Raw genomic sequence first — 14354 nt, forward strand, 5'->3', positions numbered from 1 at the left:
CCGAAAACTCAAAAAATATACATATTACGTTTTTTGAGTGTATTGTTTGGAAAACAGATAGTGGAGGGATGGAATGGAAAAGACCCAGGACGCGAAGATTGTCGACCTCGCGATACGATTGCTCTTTCTCGGATTGTTCCTTTACAGCGCCCTGGTAATGGTGGCTCCGCTTGCAAGCATAGTCATCTGGGCGACGATCCTCTGCGTTGCGCTTTACCCGGCATTTGATTGGCTACAATCCAAGCTAGGAGGGCGGAAAAAGCTTGCCACAACGATCTTGGTTTTGTTGGGCCTTGTTCTGACCCTCGGGCCAGTCGCAACTGCGGTATCTGGAGCCGCAGAACTTGGGTCTGAATTCGCGGAACAAGCAGACAAGGGTGAATTGAAAATCCCCCCTGCGCCCGAGGGCCTCAAGGAATTGCCGTTGGTTGGAAATAAAATCTCCGATGTCTGGGGAATGTTTGAGCGCAATCTTGACGGCGCGCTTGCAAAATACGGCGCGCAAATCCTTGAGATAACCAAATCGCTCTTCGGAAAGGTGCTGGGCATTGGTATCGGGCTTCTTGGCTTAGCTCTGTCCGTATTGATTATGGGGGCATTGTTCAGCCCGGGGCCAAATTTGGTCCAGGGTCTTCAGCGCTTTGCCAATCGTGTCTTTGCACCACGCGGCGGTGAATTCGTGACACTGGCAGGTGCAACGATCCGGAACGTTACAAAAGGCGTGATTGGCGTAGCAGCCATTCAGGCTGTTTTCGTTTGGATACTGCTGGCTTTGTTTGGGATTTCTTCGGCCGCCACACTGGCATTTGTCTGCCTCATACTCTCGATTATCCAAATCGGGCCCGGACTGGTTCTGATACCCGTTATTATCTACGCTTGGAGTTCCATGTCCGGCGGAACTGCTTTGATCTTCACCATATTGGCCGTTCCCGTCATGATAATGGACAGTTTCCTAAGACCTGTGTTCATCTCAAAAGGCCTTGAGACTCCCATGCTGGTCATCCTCATCGGTGTTCTCGGAGGTATGATGGCGTACGGGTTGATCGGCGTTTTTATGGGGCCGGTACTCTTTGCTGTCTTCTATGAGCTGTTCAAGGTTTGGATTGATACCTCACCTGAAGCCGAGGGCACTGTTGAAGGTGCGGCGAAATGAGGAAAACGATATGGACAACCCTGGCTGTCATTCTGATTTTTCTTGTCTGGTATCTGGTCGCTGATCGAAAAACGCCATTTACCGGGAACGCCAGAGTAAAAGCTGTGGCCACCCAAATCGTGCCTCAGGTAACCGGAACGGTAACGGAAGTTTTGGTAGAAAACGGCCAAGTCGTTTCGGCAGGTGATGTTCTGGTTCGAATAGATTCCAGACCCTACGAAATCGAGCGTTCAAAGGCGGAAGCTGATCTTGAAGCGGCGACCCAAGAAGTGGGTGCGTCTTCGGCAGAGGTAAGTGCGGCACAAGCCAAACTCGCAAGGGCGCAGAGCGATCTGGATACGATGCGCATTCAGACGGAACGTGTATTTGCGCTCGAAAAGAAAGGTTTGATTGCCGTCTCAAAGGCCGATGATGCACGAGGACAACTGGCAGAATCTGAGGCAAACTTTGAGAACGCAAAAGCTGATCTGGAAAAAGCGAAGCAAAGGCTTGGTGACGATGGGATTGAAAACCCGAAAATCCAGCGCGCACTGGCGGCCTTGGCGGATGCGGAACTGAACCTTGAATGGACCGAACTGCGTGCTCCGGCGACAGGTGTCATTTCTAATCTGCTGATTGCCCCCGGAACGTATGCGCGATCCGGTCAGGATCTTTTGACGTTTCTGGATGCAACCGACGTCTGGATCGAGGCGTATTTTACCGAGAACAATCTGGGAAGAGCTTCAATAGGGTCTCCGGTCGATGTGGTGTTGGATATGCATCCTGGTAAGATTGTTCCGGGCGTCATTGAGAGCTTTAGTGCTGCTGTTTCTTTGAGTGGCGGTGATGAGCCGGGGCAATTGGCGAGCCCGCCAAGCACCAAGGGATTTTTGCGGGAGCCTGAAAGGTTTCCGGTCAGGATTGTTTTACCCGGCTATGAAGCTGGAAGTGCCGAAGACGATCTTCGCTTTCAACTGAACGGGCAGGCCGATGTGATCATGTATCTAAGCGACAACTCGTTGCTGAACCTCGTAGGCCGCGCCTACATCCGCGTAGTTTCAATCTTCTCCTATGCGTACTGAGGATCAAAGCTCTGTCACCCGGCTTGCGCTGGGTGTTACCGGTGTCTTTGCATTGGGCCTATTTCTTGGGTGGCCCCTTGCCGTTGTTGGGGCGGTGTTCACTGCCCTTTTCCTTCAAGCACCTGCGGCACTACCTTTGGCAGCATTTGGTAAGCTGTTTGTCTTCTCGATTGGATTGATGTTCATTTCATTCCTTTTGTCGTCAATCTTCTCACCTTATCCTCTTGTGTTTCTCATTCTGGTGGCCATTGGAATAATCCTGTCTTTCATTTGGTCAGTTTCCGGTGCCGGAGTATTGCCGGGTGTCATCGCTCTCATGGGGGCGTTGATGATTCCGAATTTGGTGCTGCAATCACAGGATCTGGCTTTGGTGCTTGTGTATTGGATCCCGTTGAACCTGCTGTTTGCTGGCTTCGTATCGACGCTGATGTTCGTGTTGATACCCGCTGCACCTCAAACGGCACCTCAAAAGAAAGCTGCAGCATCGCCGGACTTCGACTCACATCGCCGAATAGTCAGGATGTCTCTTGTCACAGTGCCCTTTGCTATGGCGTTCTTTATTTCCGGCGCTTCTGCTTTGTTGGTTCTGTTTTTTGTCGCCCTGCTGAGCCAGCAACTTGCGGCAATGCCTGCTGCAGGCAAAGCAGTTGCAAAAGCAATGCTGACGGCAAATCTACTTGGGGCGGCAGTCTCCATCATATGCTATGAAATAAACGTAATAGCTCCGGTTATTCTAACCCCCATTCTGCTGTGTTTTTTCTTTTGCCTAACACTCGGAGCACTTGGAAAGTCAAAAGTCCCGCTCGCCGCCGCCGCCGGTTCCGCTATTACAACAGCTCTGATTGTATATGGCGGTTCGGTTGCGCCGTTTTCAGACGAAGCTGACGTCAAGAGCATCACTCGTGTATTGCAAGTCGCCAGCGCCGCTTTCTTTGTAATTATCGCATATGTCGTGGTGGATGAATTCTGGCCAGAAAAAGAGCGCCAGGCGACTCCATGAAGTTAGTTGCGATAAAGCTTGGCGCTGAAACCAGCAGAGTTTCCAGTTTGACTGATTTTTGCAACCATCGCTCGAATTGCAGCGCCATAATAAACCGCGAACATTGCTGAAGCGGTTTTATGTCAAGCGATCTCTGGTTGAGTGATGACCGTTCTGTGGAACAAGTTCGAAAGGCTGCCTCCTCACGGGACGAATGAAGCTTTCGCCCAAGCTGCGCCAACGTCTGCCTTCCCTTCGAAAGTCAGCGTTGAGCAACACTGACCGGAAGTTTCTGTGCGTTACCCCATTGCCTCGGCGATTGCCCATACATGCGCCTGAACTCGCGACTGAACTGGGACGGGCTGACGTAACCAACGTCCATTGCGGCTTCGTTCACAGGCATCCCGCCCGCGATCTTCATGGCGGCGTTGTTGAGGCGCATCGACTTAACGAATTGGATTGGTGCCATCGTCGTGACTTGCTTGAATTTACGATGGAAGACGGCCCGGCTCATGCCCGCTCGGCTTGCCATATCGTCAATCGAGACCGGCGCATCCAAGTGTGACGACACATGTGCAATTGAACGTGCGATGGCGTTGCCAGCACCGAATGCCTGCCGGGCGAAGGTGCCAGCTTCTCCCCTCAGGATCGCATAGAACACCTCACGTAATCGCGCCTCGCCAAGAACTGCTGTATCCGTCTCGCTGTTTCCGAGCTGCAGTAGCCGCAGCAGAGCTTCAGTGAATCCATCGTCCCATCGTGCAAACCTAATTCCTGGCTCCCGCAGATCTCCTTTGACCGAAGGCAGAACGCCCCCGGCATTTTCCATCTCCATTGCCAACTCGGCCATGGCGCGTTGCTCAAGAGAGATCATAACCCCGTAGAGAGGGTTGTCATGCGAGGCCAAAGGCGTCCCCGCCTTGACCGGCATCGACATTGGGCAGCAGAGGTATTGACTGTTGTCATATTCGTATCTTCGGCCATCCAGAACGGCTTCCTTCACACCACTCACAATGGCCACGATGCAGGGCTCGTAAACGACGGGAACACAGGGGATTGATTGCGTGGCGCGAAATAGCCGCACGCCCGTGATGCCTGTCTCGGTCAGGCCGTCTGTTTCGGTTCGGCTAGCGATGATTTGTTTAATCTGATCCTTGCTCATAACAGAGATGTAATGGCTCCAGATCGATGCTGGCAACTACCTTGATGTAATCGGGCAAGAATTCGCGATGATCTCGCCTGTTTCTGTGCTTTGGTGAGAGTTATATGCATTTCCAAGTTAACACACTCTTCACTCGATCCCTGCGCTGACGCAGTTAGGAGACAAAAGATGCCCGATACCACCTTTGGACCCAAAGGCTGGATGCCTGTGCGCCTCGGCGACCTCTCCGGCAAGACCTACCTCATCACGGGTGCCAACGCCGGTGCCGGGTTCCAGGCCGCGCGGACGCTCCTAAAAAAGAACGCCAAGGTCGTAATGTTGAACCGCTCGGTTGAGAAGTCTCAGGCAGCTGTTGAGGACCTGAATACTGAGTTCGGCAGCGAGGCGGAAGTGAGCTTCATTCGCATGGATCTGGCCTCGCTGACGAGCGTACGCGAAGCTGCGGAAGAAGTTCTGAATTCTGTTCCCCGGATTGATGCGCTCATCTGCAATGCTGCCATCGCGCAGGTGCCAACCCGCAAGCTGACAGAGGATGGGTTCGAGAGTCAGCTCGGTACCAACCATTACGGTCACTTCCTGCTCTGTGGTCTACTGTTTGAGCGGATCGAAGCCTCGAAAGGTCGGATCGTTGTTGTTGCCAGTCTTGGCTACAACATGGGCCTGAAGACGATCAAGTTCGACGACATGAACTGGGAAGAGGGTTACGGGCCGAATACCGCCTACTCGCAAAGCAAGCTGGCGCAAATGATGTTCGCCTATGAACTACAGGACAGGCTTGCCGCCGCCGGGCGCACTGAGGTCGAGGTCTATGTCTGCCACCCCGGCTCTTCGGCAACGTCACTGATCAGCACAAGTGGCAGTCGGACGATGCGGTTCATCTGGTGGCTCATGACCAAAACACCGATGGTTCAGACCGCCGAGCAAGGGTCCTATCCCGAAGTCATGTGCGCCGCCGAAAAGACTTTGACCGAACAACGCGCGCTCTACGGACCAACGGGCCGTCTTGAAGCCGTTGGCGCGGTTGGCAAGGGTACATTGAACCCACACGCATATGAGAAGGATGTGATGGTTCAGCTATGGAACGTATCCGAAAAGGCGACTGGTTTCAGCTGGGAGGTCTGAGTTGATGGGTTGTGTGACGTGCCCCAGTGTTCCATCACTAAAGCTGACATCGATGTCTTGCATACCCACGTCGTCTAACTGACGGGATTGCCATTCTTGACGGTCAGACATGCAACTCAACTAGCTGAATAAGGTTTCCACAGGTGTCGTCGAACACTGCCATTGTTGCGCCACTTGCCTTCACTGGGGGTTGAATAAATTCCACCCCTGTCGCCTCGAACTTGCCAACCTCAGCGTCAATGTCGTCAACACTGAATGCCGAAACGGGAATGCCATCAGCCACAAGTGCTTCCTGATAGGCACGGCTCGCCGGATGCACATTCGGTTCTAAGCCTAACTCCACTCCTTCGGCTTCCTCCGCTGATACCAGTGTTAACCAGCGGTGCTGGCCGAGTGGAAAATCGTGCTTCACTACAAACCCAAGTCTGTTGGTGTAAAAATCCAGAGCCTTAGATTGATCATCCACAGAAATACTCATCATGTACATTTTCTTAGTGCGTCTCCTTGGGAATATAGGTCCACCCAGGGATTGATCGCATCCGCGATCGGCGCGGCCACCAGGGTGTGAATTTTTGTGCGCCCCCGCCAAGTCGTGGTGATCAGACCTGCCTGCTCAAGCGTATTCAGATGTCGAGTTATGCCTTGTCTGGAAATTGTGACTGAATGCTCTTCCAACAAACGAGCACAAAGTTCGAAAAGCGTCTGGTCGTGACGCTTTCTCAGCTCTTCAAGGATCAACAACCGCTTGGTGTCGCCAAGGGCGTTGAAAAGAATGCTTAGTTGCGGATCAAAATGAACGCTCATGCTTCATCATGCAACAATAATGTTGCATGTCAAATCGAACTATCAGTTCGAGCAGTTCACGGCATTCATTTCATAGGGCTCGTCGCTGACATTCTTTGTGCCCCTCACGAATGACAGATTTGGATATCCGGAATGTTCGGTCCCGTGATCTGATCCGGTCGCTATACGGGACAAAGCGGAAACTGTTCGAATGCTAGCTGGTGCGAATAATGATGGGCTGATTGGACGGCGGCCACTTCACTCTCGCCACCATCCATCTATTTCGAAGGCGATTAGTAGGAGAGCTGGTAGTAGGCTGACAGCAAAACCGCGATGATCACAAGTTCAACGACCAACGGTGGCAGAACTGCCTTGTCAAACCCATCCGCAAGAATTCCCACAATACGTCCGACAGCAACAACCGCCATCAGGATTGCAACAGCCACATATCCCAGTGTCTGCCCAGTGGTCAGACCGATCACCAGCAAAGCCACTGAGGCCAGAAACAGCCCGCCGATCACCGAACGGATCGTGCTGAGTCCAGTGGTGCCGACCGGCTCGATAGCAAAGTTGGCTATCATGCGCCGGGGTGCAAACATTGACATGAGGCCGAGACTAGACAGCATAAGAGTTGCAAGGATGACCAAGATGTTCAGTATGGTTTCCATTTCATTTCTCCTTTGCTTCAGGCGAACTGACGTAGTGCCTGGTTCGCGTTATCCTGAGTGGTGACGTCTGACAGAGCCCCGTCGATGCTAGCTTGATCCACGACTGCTCCGGTGGGATAGCCGGTTTGACTGGCGTAGAAGTGGCCAGTCTTGAATTCCGGGTTCAGCAAACCGTCCAGATACCGTTTTGCCCCAGCCTCAACGCCGTGCATCATCCCGAATATGGGCATCAGAACGCCGCCAATATGTTTGAAGACAATACGTTTTATAAACGGCAGGTCGTCAAAGCCAGCGGTACCTGCGGTACCACCCGGGCTCATTGTGACAAAGCGAATATGGGGGTGCTGACGTGCCATCGCTCCCATCCACAGGGTCGCGGTGAGCTTGGCGTAGCCGTAGGTCTGCATCGGATCGCCCTCGGGGCCGAACTTGCTGCCATCAGCGATTGATTTGAATTCGTCGACTGTTCTATCGGACAAGTCCGGGCGGCGCATACCCATTTTGGGAATGCCGCGTGCGGCTTCGGATCCGGCATACAGAATTGTGGACGTTACCAACTGACGCTCCAATAATGCGTCTACCAACACCACGTGGCCGAGAACATTGGTGGCGAAGATGTTGGTCACGCCATCGCTGGTGAGGCTGTTCGGATGCCGTCCACCCGTACCGCCTGCATTCAGGATTACGGCGTCGATTGGGGTGGAAAGTTCGGCTACAGCGGCGCGAACCGAAGCCGGATCGGTCACGTCCATCAGGACGATTTCAAAGATTTTGCGCCTGGTCTCACGTTCCAACGCTGCAATTGCGGCTTCCGCCTTCGTTGGGTTGCGGCAAGCCAGATAAACTTTGGATATGCCCTTTTGCAGTGCAAGCTGTCGGGCCGCCTCGCGGCCCAGTCCGGCATTTGCGCCTGTGATCAATACAGATTGTATTTGGTTCATAGGGTATGGTCCTTGGGTTTGCGATTGATGCGCCCAAGGTAGGATGGCCAATAAATGATCTGTAGATAGGTATTTCTGGACACAGTGCTTCAAAAATGAAACACAAGATGTATGTCGATCAAGGAAAGCCATTCCCTGAACTGGGACGATCTGAAGTACTTTCTGGCGGTTGCCCGAACCGGAACTCTTCGGGGGGCAGCTGACAGTATTCAGGTGAACCACACCACGCTGACGCGCAGGATTTCAGTCATGGAAGAACGCGTCGGCAGCCGGTTGTTTGATCGCTCAAAAACCGGCCTCGCCCTGACTCAGCTCGGCGAAGATCTGATGCCTCACGCCGAACGGGTAGAAGCTGAAATGACCGCTGCGTCTCGCGTCATTGTTGGCAGAGATGCGCAACCCTCGGGCACGGTCTACGTTACTCTTCCCCATGGATTGGCAATGACATCGTTGATGGATGATTTTGCCGCCTTCGCAGATTTTTACCCAGACATCATCCTGAGCTTGAACTTCACCAACGACATCCGAGACCTGATGCGACGAGAGGCTGACATCTCCCTGCGTATCGCGGATGAGGTGACGGACGATGTGGTCGGGCGAAAGTTGGTCCAGATGTCTCAAGCAGCCTATTGCACGCGAGACTACGCCGAACGGATCTGCGACAATGGCGGCGAGGGGTTGCATTTCATCGGTTGGCATGAGCCAGAAGAGGCCATTACAGCCAAATGGATCAAAGACAGTTACTATCCGAAAGCCCGGCTTAAGCATCGTGTTTCAGAACTTGTGCCCTTGATCACATTGGCGGCGTCCGGTCTTGGCATGGCCTATCTTGCGTGCAATCTTGGCGACCGCCATCCCGATCTGATCCGTGCGCCCTTCCAAAAGCCGATACCGTACCGAAACATTTGGCTATTGCTGCATCGTGATCTTAGAAACACCACGCGTGTCCGACTCTTCGTCGATTTTATGTCCGAGCGGGTCAGGTCTAGGCGAAACGAGTTCTGGGTTTCGGGAACCTCAAAGCGGGAGTAGCGGTTATTCTATTCGGAAAGATGGACGGTAAACTGTACTCTTTTGAGACACTAACAGCAGCGTCGTTGAATGGCGGTTACTAGTATTGGGTCAGAAATGCTTGACGTTTGGGTCAGAATTGAATGACGTGATCGACCGCTTTGTTGAGGTTTTGGTTGTCGATTGAGTCCACGATCAGTGAAGTTCCACATTTCCTTGTTGTAAGGCGACACATAGTTCTGCCAGCAGCGACAGAGCCTTGCCGTTTTCGCGTCCCTTCCTTCATCCAGAACCCGGACCGATTTAGTTGATCCTGACTTCCTTTCGAGAAAACCAGGGCTGATTTGCAGATCAGACGCCGGAGGCGCCTGTTCCTGCTGCTCTGCCACGTGGCGAACGCGCTTGGGGGCGACGCAATGTTATTCGACAATAGTGGTGCGGCCCGCAAGCGCAGCCGAAGACACGGATTTGTCTAATAGGGTTGCCCGAGGGGGAAGGCAGCGTCTTACCCCTGATCGCCAGAGGCGTTTGGCTTGTCCAAATCCTACTAGCCCCAAAAACAAGTGCGGCTGAGTTGGCTGTGCCGTTACTTCTGCTCCAGAACACGTTGCTTTTCTAAAGAATCGGCGGAAAGCAGTCATTTGCTGCAGGCGCGGGAACACATTGTATTAGTTGTCAAAGCGGACCTTCGGTTTTGATCTGCAAATGGAAGTGGAATCTGGTGCCTCAAGCAAACTGGTAGCGCAACTGAAAAACCAAAAAATGATGCGATGTGCTATCACGGATTTCTTTGATGGCATGTAGAAAAACTGTGCAGCTATTCCGCTAAGTGTGAAATCAAGCTGAAAAATTGGGCGAACGGCAGCCTGATGAAGCATTAAATGGCGCTGGAATTGCTACCAATGCGCCTTGGCCTCACTTGTGACCCTATGAACCAACATCTAACTGTCGTTGTAGTCGAGCAGAACCAAGAACGAGCCTTTGCGATTGTAGATGCTCTTAAAGAGGCCGGAGACGTAGACGTTTCTGTAATCGGCAATGTCTCCGGGCTGGCAAGGAAAATTGCTACTCATAGCCCAGATATTGTCCTGATTGATATCGACAACCCCTCTCGAGATATGTTGGAAGAACTTACCGTTGCTTCGGGCCCATTGGAACGACCCGTGGCTATGTTCGTCTCAGGCGCCGCAGGCGGATTGGCAAAAGCTGCTGTTGAGGCCGGTGTATCGGCCTATGTTGTCGATGGATTGCAAGCTGAGCGAATTAAACCTGTTATCGATACCGCCATCGCTCGGTTTCAGGTGTTGCGCCAGATGCGGACTGAACTTGCAGAAACCCGCCGTGCGCTTGAAGAGCGTAAAGTGATCGACCGCGCAAAAGGTTTGCTGATGAAAGCCAAGGGCATTTCGGAAGACGAAGCCTATGCGCTACTCCGAAATACCGCGATGAACCAAAACCGCCGTGTCGCCGAGGTGGCAGAAGCCTTGGTCACTGCTTCGGGGTTGTTGTCATGAGAACCGTAACACTGCCCGTCGCGTATATGCCGCTTGTCGACGCGGCCCCGTTGATCGTTGCGCGCGAAATGGGGTTCGACCATGCTGAAGGCATCTCGCTGGACCTGCGTCCGGCGCCATCGTGGTCCTCTTTGCGCGATATGCTGGCCTTTGGGCATGTGGACGCGGCGCATCTACTATCGCCTGTCCCCGTTGCGATGGCTTTGGGTCTTGGTGGAATCGCGACACCGCTATCTGCGGTATCTGTCCTGTCTTTGAACGGCAATGTTATAGGTGTTGGAACGCAATTGGCCGAGCGACTGATCGACCAGGGCTATGGTTTTGATTTCACCGATGCCGCTGCGGCTGGGGCTGCACTGGCAAAAGCTGCCGATGAAGTCTTGGTGTTTGGCGTGCCATTCCCATTTTCAATGCATGTCGAGCTGCTGCGCTATTGGATTGCGGGAACCAAACTGGCCTCAAAACAGGTCGAAATCCGCACCGTCCCGCCGCCACTCATGGCGCAGGCGCTTGCGGGAGGCGAGATCGATGCCTTTTGCGTGGGCGAGCCTTGGGGCTCCTTCGCAGTGGACGACAGTGTTGGCGCACTGCTGTTGCCCGGTAAGGCGATCTGGACTTGTGCACCTGAAAAGGTGTTGGCAGTCAGAAACGACTGGGCCGAGACGGAACCGCATTTGCTGGGAAGTCTCATGCGGACCGTATGGCGTGCGGGACGCTGGCTGTCAAACACGGACAGCCGAACAACCGCGTCCGAGATGCTGTCACGCAAAACCTACCTCAATGTCTCACCCGAGCTGATCGACCGAGCGTTAATGGGTGAGTTCGCCATATCTGCACGCGGCGAGCAACGCAGTGTGGAAGGGTTTGTCGAGTTTTTTGACGGTGCTGCCACCTTCCCGTGGCGTAGTCAGGCAAAATGGGTCGCGCATCAATTGGCGCTAAGAAACGGGCTGGACGCCGGTACAGCGGAACGACAAGCAGCCAAGGTCTTTCGAAGTGATCTCTATCGTCGGGAGTTGCAAGGGCTTGGTGTGGAAACACCCGGCGCATCCGAGAAACTTGAAGGAGCTTTGTCTGAGTCGACGGCAGTTGCCTCAGCCAATGGCAGCCTGATTCTGTCTCGGAACGTCTTCTTCGACCGGCGCATTTTCGAGCCCGCAGGGTAAGATTGCACAATTTTTTTGCAGCGCAGCATCTCTTTTTGCTGCGATGCAGAATTCTCGAAGTGAAGATGTCAAAAAATGATGACGTCGCACTGCGCGTCTGACTTAATCGGGACATCGGAAGGCAACGACGCCCACCGACGGAATTCGCCCACAATCCAGGGCACCTTAGAAGAGCAAAGCCGCTCGACCATCCGCCACCTCCTCCCGGCGGACTGTGTCGGCGGCTTTTTTTGTTTGCCCATGGGGTTGGGCTGAACCGAAAGGGATCGAGATGAAAAAGCTTCTTTTAGGCCTCGCCGCGACGACGGCGCTTGTGTCTCCAGCACTGGCCGAATTGGAACTGGAAAAAGACGAGCTGACCTTTGGCTTTATCAAACTGACCGACATGGCGCCGCTGGCTGTCGCCTATGAGAATGGGTACTTTCTGGACGAAGGCCTGTTCGTGACGCTGGAAGCACAAGCAAACTGGAAGGTGCTGTTGGATGGCGTGATTGACGGACAGCTTGACGGCGCACATATGCTGGCCGGACAACCATTGGCCGCAACCATCGGGTATGGGACCGAAGCCCATATCATCACGCCATTCTCAATGGACCTGAACGGCAACGGCATCACCGTCTCCAACGAGATTTGGGAAGAGATGAAGCCGAACATCCCGGTGATGGACGACGGCCGTCCCCAGCATCCGATCAGCGCCGAGGCTCTGGCCCCGGTCGTCGAGAAGTACAAATCAGAAGGCAAGCCATTTAACATGGGCATGGTCTTCCCGGTTTCGACCCATAACTACGAGCTGCGCTATTGGCTGGCCGCCGGTGGTCTGCATCCGGGTTACTACAGCCCTGAAAACGTGACCGGTCAGATTGGTGCGGATGTGTTCCTGTCGGTGACCCCTCCACCGCAGATGCCTGCCACGTTGGAGGCCGGCACGATCTATGGCTATTGCGTGGGCGAGCCGTGGAATCAGCAGGCTGTGTTCAAGGGTATCGGCGTACCGGTTATTACCGACTACGAGCTGTGGAAGAACAACCCCGAAAAGGTCTTTGGTCTCAATGCCGAGTTCGCAGAACAGTACCCCAACACCACTCTGGCCGTGACCAAGGCCCTGATACGCGCGGCGATGTGGCTGGACGAGAACGAAAATGCCAACCGCCCTGAAGCAGTCGAGATTCTGAGCCGGGCTGAATATGTGGGCGCGGATTATGAGGTTATCGCCAACTCGATGACCGGCACGTTTGAGTATGAGAAGGGCGACAAGCGTGAAGTCCCCGATTTCAACGTGTTTTTCCGCTACAACGCGACCTATCCGTTCTACTCGGACGCCGTTTGGTACCTGACGCAGATGCGCCGCTGGGGGCAGATTGCCGAGTCCAAGCCCGACAGCTGGTATGACGAGGTCGCCAAGTCCGTCTACAAACCCGAGATCTATTTGGAAGCCGCCCGCTTGCTGGTCGACGAAGGTCTGGCGAATGAAGCCGACTTCCCCTGGGACAGCGATGGTTACAAAGCGCCGACCCCGGCCGAGGATATCATTGACGGCATCGCTTACGACGGACGCACACCCAACGCCTATCTCGAAAGCCTGTCCATAGGCCTGAAGGGCGAGCAGAAGATCATCGGCTCGGACGTGCAAGGCTAATTCCCCTAATCCTGCGCCCGGCCCGCGCCGGGCGCAGCCCCCAAAGTGCCCCGCCATCGCAAGGACACATCAGATGACAACGGTCGATCCCGAATTCAACGCAGACGCTGCCCGAGAGGAACGTCGCGCCCGCCTTTTCACCCGCATCAATGCAGCCGACAAATGGTTCCAGGTTCTGGGTCTCAGCTGGGCGACCCCGGTCCTGAAAGCCGCCGCCGGGGACAATCCCCGCGCTCAGATGACCGAGATATGGCGGTTGCTGATCGTGCCTCTGTTGTCGATCTGCGCCTTCTTGTTGCTGTGGGGAACGCTGGCCCCCAAGGTGCAGACCTCTCTCGGCGCGGTTCCGGGGCCGGCGCAGGTTTGGGAAGAGATGGTCAGCCTGAACCAGGATGCCAAGGCCAAAGCGGCCAAACGCGCGAAGTTCGAGGCCATGGTCGAGAAGCGCAATCAGAAATTCATTGACGCTGGCCAGCCGGAGAAAGTGAAAGAGGTCGCCTTCACGGGTGCTCCGACCTATTACCAGCAAATCTGGACTTCGATCAAAACAGTGTTTTTTGGGTTTCTGATCGCCACCGTCATCGCGGTCCCACTTGGTATCGCGGCCGGCCTGTCTCCGACTGCAAATGCAGCCCTAAACCCGCTAATCCAGATATTCAAACCGGTCTCGCCTCTGGCCTGGTTGCCGATCGTCACCATGATCGTCTCGGCCGTTTACGTCACCAATGACGGCTGGTTCGCGAAATCCTTCCTGATCTCGGCCATCACCGTGACCCTGTGTTCGCTATGGCCCACGTTGATCAATACATCTTTGGGTGTAGCCTCCATCGACAAGGACCTGGTGAATGTCTCCAAAGTCCTGAAAATGAACACCTATACCAAGATCACCAAACTGGTGCTGCCCTCGGCCCTGCCGCTGATCTTCACCGGCCTGCGCCTGTCGCTGGGTGTCGGCTGGATGGTTTTGATCGCGGCGGAAATGCTGGCGCAGAACCCCGGTCTGGGCAAATTCGTCTGGGATGAGTTCCAGAACGGCTCGTCCAGCTCACTCGCCAAGATCATGGTTGCAGTCTTCACCATCGGTATCATCGGCTTCCTGCTGGACCGGGTGATGTACGCGCTGCAATCCCTGTTTACCTTCACGAACAACCGGTGATC

Annotated in this window: 14 protein-coding genes; 9 read left to right on the forward strand and 5 right to left on the reverse strand. The window is 54.2% G+C overall.

Features of this window, described 5'->3' with window-relative positions; genetic code table 11:
* The first annotated feature begins 73 nt into the window (after positions 1-73).
* From ACR0EN_RS16535 to ACR0EN_RS16545, 3 genes are read left to right on the forward strand one after another with little or no spacing between them, the layout of a single operon-like run.
* The gene (locus ACR0EN_RS16535; RefSeq protein ID WP_480587853.1) at positions 74-1153 is read left to right on the forward strand and encodes an AI-2E family transporter; all 1080 of its coding nucleotides are present in this window, start codon (positions 74-76) and stop codon (positions 1151-1153) included.
* Positions 1150-2214: an HlyD family secretion protein gene (locus ACR0EN_RS16540; RefSeq protein WP_170403695.1), complete on the forward strand. Its 1065-nt coding sequence runs from the start codon at positions 1150-1152 to the stop codon at positions 2212-2214. Before ACR0EN_RS16535 ends, ACR0EN_RS16540 begins: the two co-directional genes overlap by 4 nt.
* Entirely contained in the window at positions 2204-3214 is a 1011-nt protein-coding gene (locus tag ACR0EN_RS16545; protein WP_170424669.1) for a DUF2955 domain-containing protein, read from the forward strand. The genes ACR0EN_RS16540 and ACR0EN_RS16545 overlap by 11 nt, the downstream gene beginning before the upstream one ends.
* Positions 3215-3455: 241 nt before the next feature.
* Here the strand turns inward: ACR0EN_RS16545 and ACR0EN_RS16550 are convergent, their stop codons facing one another.
* Positions 3456-4355 (reverse strand): AraC family transcriptional regulator, encoded by a 900-nt coding sequence (locus ACR0EN_RS16550; RefSeq protein ID WP_170818966.1) that lies wholly within the window; start codon positions 4353-4355, stop codon positions 3456-3458.
* Between the two features lie 168 nt (positions 4356-4523).
* On the opposite strand from ACR0EN_RS16550, the gene ACR0EN_RS16555 reads away from it, so the two are divergent.
* Entirely contained in the window at positions 4524-5477 is a 954-nt protein-coding gene (locus tag ACR0EN_RS16555; protein ID WP_170818967.1) for an SDR family oxidoreductase, read from the forward strand.
* A gap of 103 nt (positions 5478-5580) precedes the next feature.
* Here the strand turns inward: ACR0EN_RS16555 and ACR0EN_RS16560 are convergent, their stop codons facing one another.
* The 4 genes from ACR0EN_RS16560 to ACR0EN_RS16575 form a co-directional block, all read right to left on the reverse strand.
* A complete protein-coding gene (locus tag ACR0EN_RS16560; RefSeq protein WP_480587857.1) occupies positions 5581-5958 on the reverse strand; it encodes a VOC family protein in 378 nt (125 codons plus the stop codon).
* On the reverse strand, positions 5955-6281 hold the full coding sequence (locus tag ACR0EN_RS16565; protein WP_170818969.1) for a winged helix-turn-helix domain-containing protein: 327 nt from the start codon (positions 6279-6281) through the stop codon (positions 5955-5957). The genes ACR0EN_RS16560 and ACR0EN_RS16565 overlap by 4 nt, the downstream gene beginning before the upstream one ends.
* A 272-nt stretch (positions 6282-6553) precedes the next feature.
* Positions 6554-6928: a DUF4345 family protein gene (locus ACR0EN_RS16570; protein WP_170392813.1), complete on the reverse strand. Its 375-nt coding sequence runs from the start codon at positions 6926-6928 to the stop codon at positions 6554-6556.
* Positions 6929-6945: 17 nt separating this feature from the next.
* Positions 6946-7869 (reverse strand): SDR family NAD(P)-dependent oxidoreductase, encoded by a 924-nt coding sequence (locus tag ACR0EN_RS16575; RefSeq protein ID WP_170392814.1) that lies wholly within the window; start codon positions 7867-7869, stop codon positions 6946-6948.
* A 111-nt stretch (positions 7870-7980) separates the two neighbouring features.
* On the opposite strand from ACR0EN_RS16575, the gene ACR0EN_RS16580 reads away from it, so the two are divergent.
* The 5 genes from ACR0EN_RS16580 (at position 7981) to ACR0EN_RS16600 (ending at position 14352) form a co-directional block, all read left to right on the forward strand.
* Complete coding sequence (locus tag ACR0EN_RS16580; RefSeq protein WP_170392815.1) at positions 7981-8901, forward strand: LysR family transcriptional regulator; 921 nt, start codon at positions 7981-7983, stop codon at positions 8899-8901.
* 908 nt (positions 8902-9809) lie between these two features.
* Complete coding sequence (locus ACR0EN_RS16585; protein WP_170424691.1) at positions 9810-10394, forward strand: ANTAR domain-containing response regulator; 585 nt, start codon at positions 9810-9812, stop codon at positions 10392-10394.
* On the forward strand, positions 10391-11560 hold the full coding sequence (locus ACR0EN_RS16590; RefSeq protein ID WP_480587860.1) for an ABC transporter substrate-binding protein: 1170 nt from the start codon (positions 10391-10393) through the stop codon (positions 11558-11560). The genes ACR0EN_RS16585 and ACR0EN_RS16590 overlap by 4 nt, the downstream gene beginning before the upstream one ends.
* Positions 11561-11831: 271 nt before the next feature.
* Positions 11832-13196, forward strand: coding sequence for a CmpA/NrtA family ABC transporter substrate-binding protein (locus ACR0EN_RS16595; RefSeq protein WP_170407179.1), 1365 nt, complete (start codon positions 11832-11834; stop codon positions 13194-13196).
* Between the two features lie 73 nt (positions 13197-13269).
* A complete protein-coding gene (locus ACR0EN_RS16600; protein WP_170424685.1) occupies positions 13270-14352 on the forward strand; it encodes an ABC transporter permease in 1083 nt (360 codons plus the stop codon).
* Positions 14353-14354: the final 2 nt, after the last annotated feature.

The organism is Ruegeria sp. AB7 (genome assembly GCF_056542625.1).

Bases quoted from the DNA above. Each gene is read 5' to 3' on its own strand.
- ACR0EN_RS16570 (WP_170392813.1), bottom strand. From the start codon at position 6,928: ATGGAAACCATACTGAACATCTTGGTCATCCTTGCAACTCTTATGCTG.
- ACR0EN_RS16545 (WP_170424669.1), top strand. From the start codon at position 2,204: ATGCGTACTGAGGATCAAAGCTCTGTCACCCGGCTTGCGCTGGGTGTT.
- ACR0EN_RS16555 (WP_170818967.1), top strand. From the start codon at position 4,524: ATGCCCGATACCACCTTTGGACCCAAAGGCTGGATGCCTGTGCGCCTC.
- ACR0EN_RS16550 (WP_170818966.1), bottom strand. From the start codon at position 4,355: ATGAGCAAGGATCAGATTAAACAAATCATCGCTAGCCGAACCGAAACA.
- ACR0EN_RS16600 (WP_170424685.1), top strand. From the start codon at position 13,270: ATGACAACGGTCGATCCCGAATTCAACGCAGACGCTGCCCGAGAGGAA.
- ACR0EN_RS16585 (WP_170424691.1), top strand. From the start codon at position 9,810: ATGAACCAACATCTAACTGTCGTTGTAGTCGAGCAGAACCAAGAACGA.
- ACR0EN_RS16535 (WP_480587853.1), top strand. From the start codon at position 74: ATGGAAAAGACCCAGGACGCGAAGATTGTCGACCTCGCGATACGATTG.
- ACR0EN_RS16595 (WP_170407179.1), top strand. From the start codon at position 11,832: ATGAAAAAGCTTCTTTTAGGCCTCGCCGCGACGACGGCGCTTGTGTCT.
- ACR0EN_RS16565 (WP_170818969.1), bottom strand. From the start codon at position 6,281: ATGAGCGTTCATTTTGATCCGCAACTAAGCATTCTTTTCAACGCCCTT.
- ACR0EN_RS16560 (WP_480587857.1), bottom strand. From the start codon at position 5,958: ATGATGAGTATTTCTGTGGATGATCAATCTAAGGCTCTGGATTTTTAC.
- ACR0EN_RS16540 (WP_170403695.1), top strand. From the start codon at position 1,150: ATGAGGAAAACGATATGGACAACCCTGGCTGTCATTCTGATTTTTCTT.
- ACR0EN_RS16590 (WP_480587860.1), top strand. From the start codon at position 10,391: ATGAGAACCGTAACACTGCCCGTCGCGTATATGCCGCTTGTCGACGCG.
- ACR0EN_RS16580 (WP_170392815.1), top strand. From the start codon at position 7,981: ATGTCGATCAAGGAAAGCCATTCCCTGAACTGGGACGATCTGAAGTAC.
- ACR0EN_RS16575 (WP_170392814.1), bottom strand. From the start codon at position 7,869: ATGAACCAAATACAATCTGTATTGATCACAGGCGCAAATGCCGGACTG.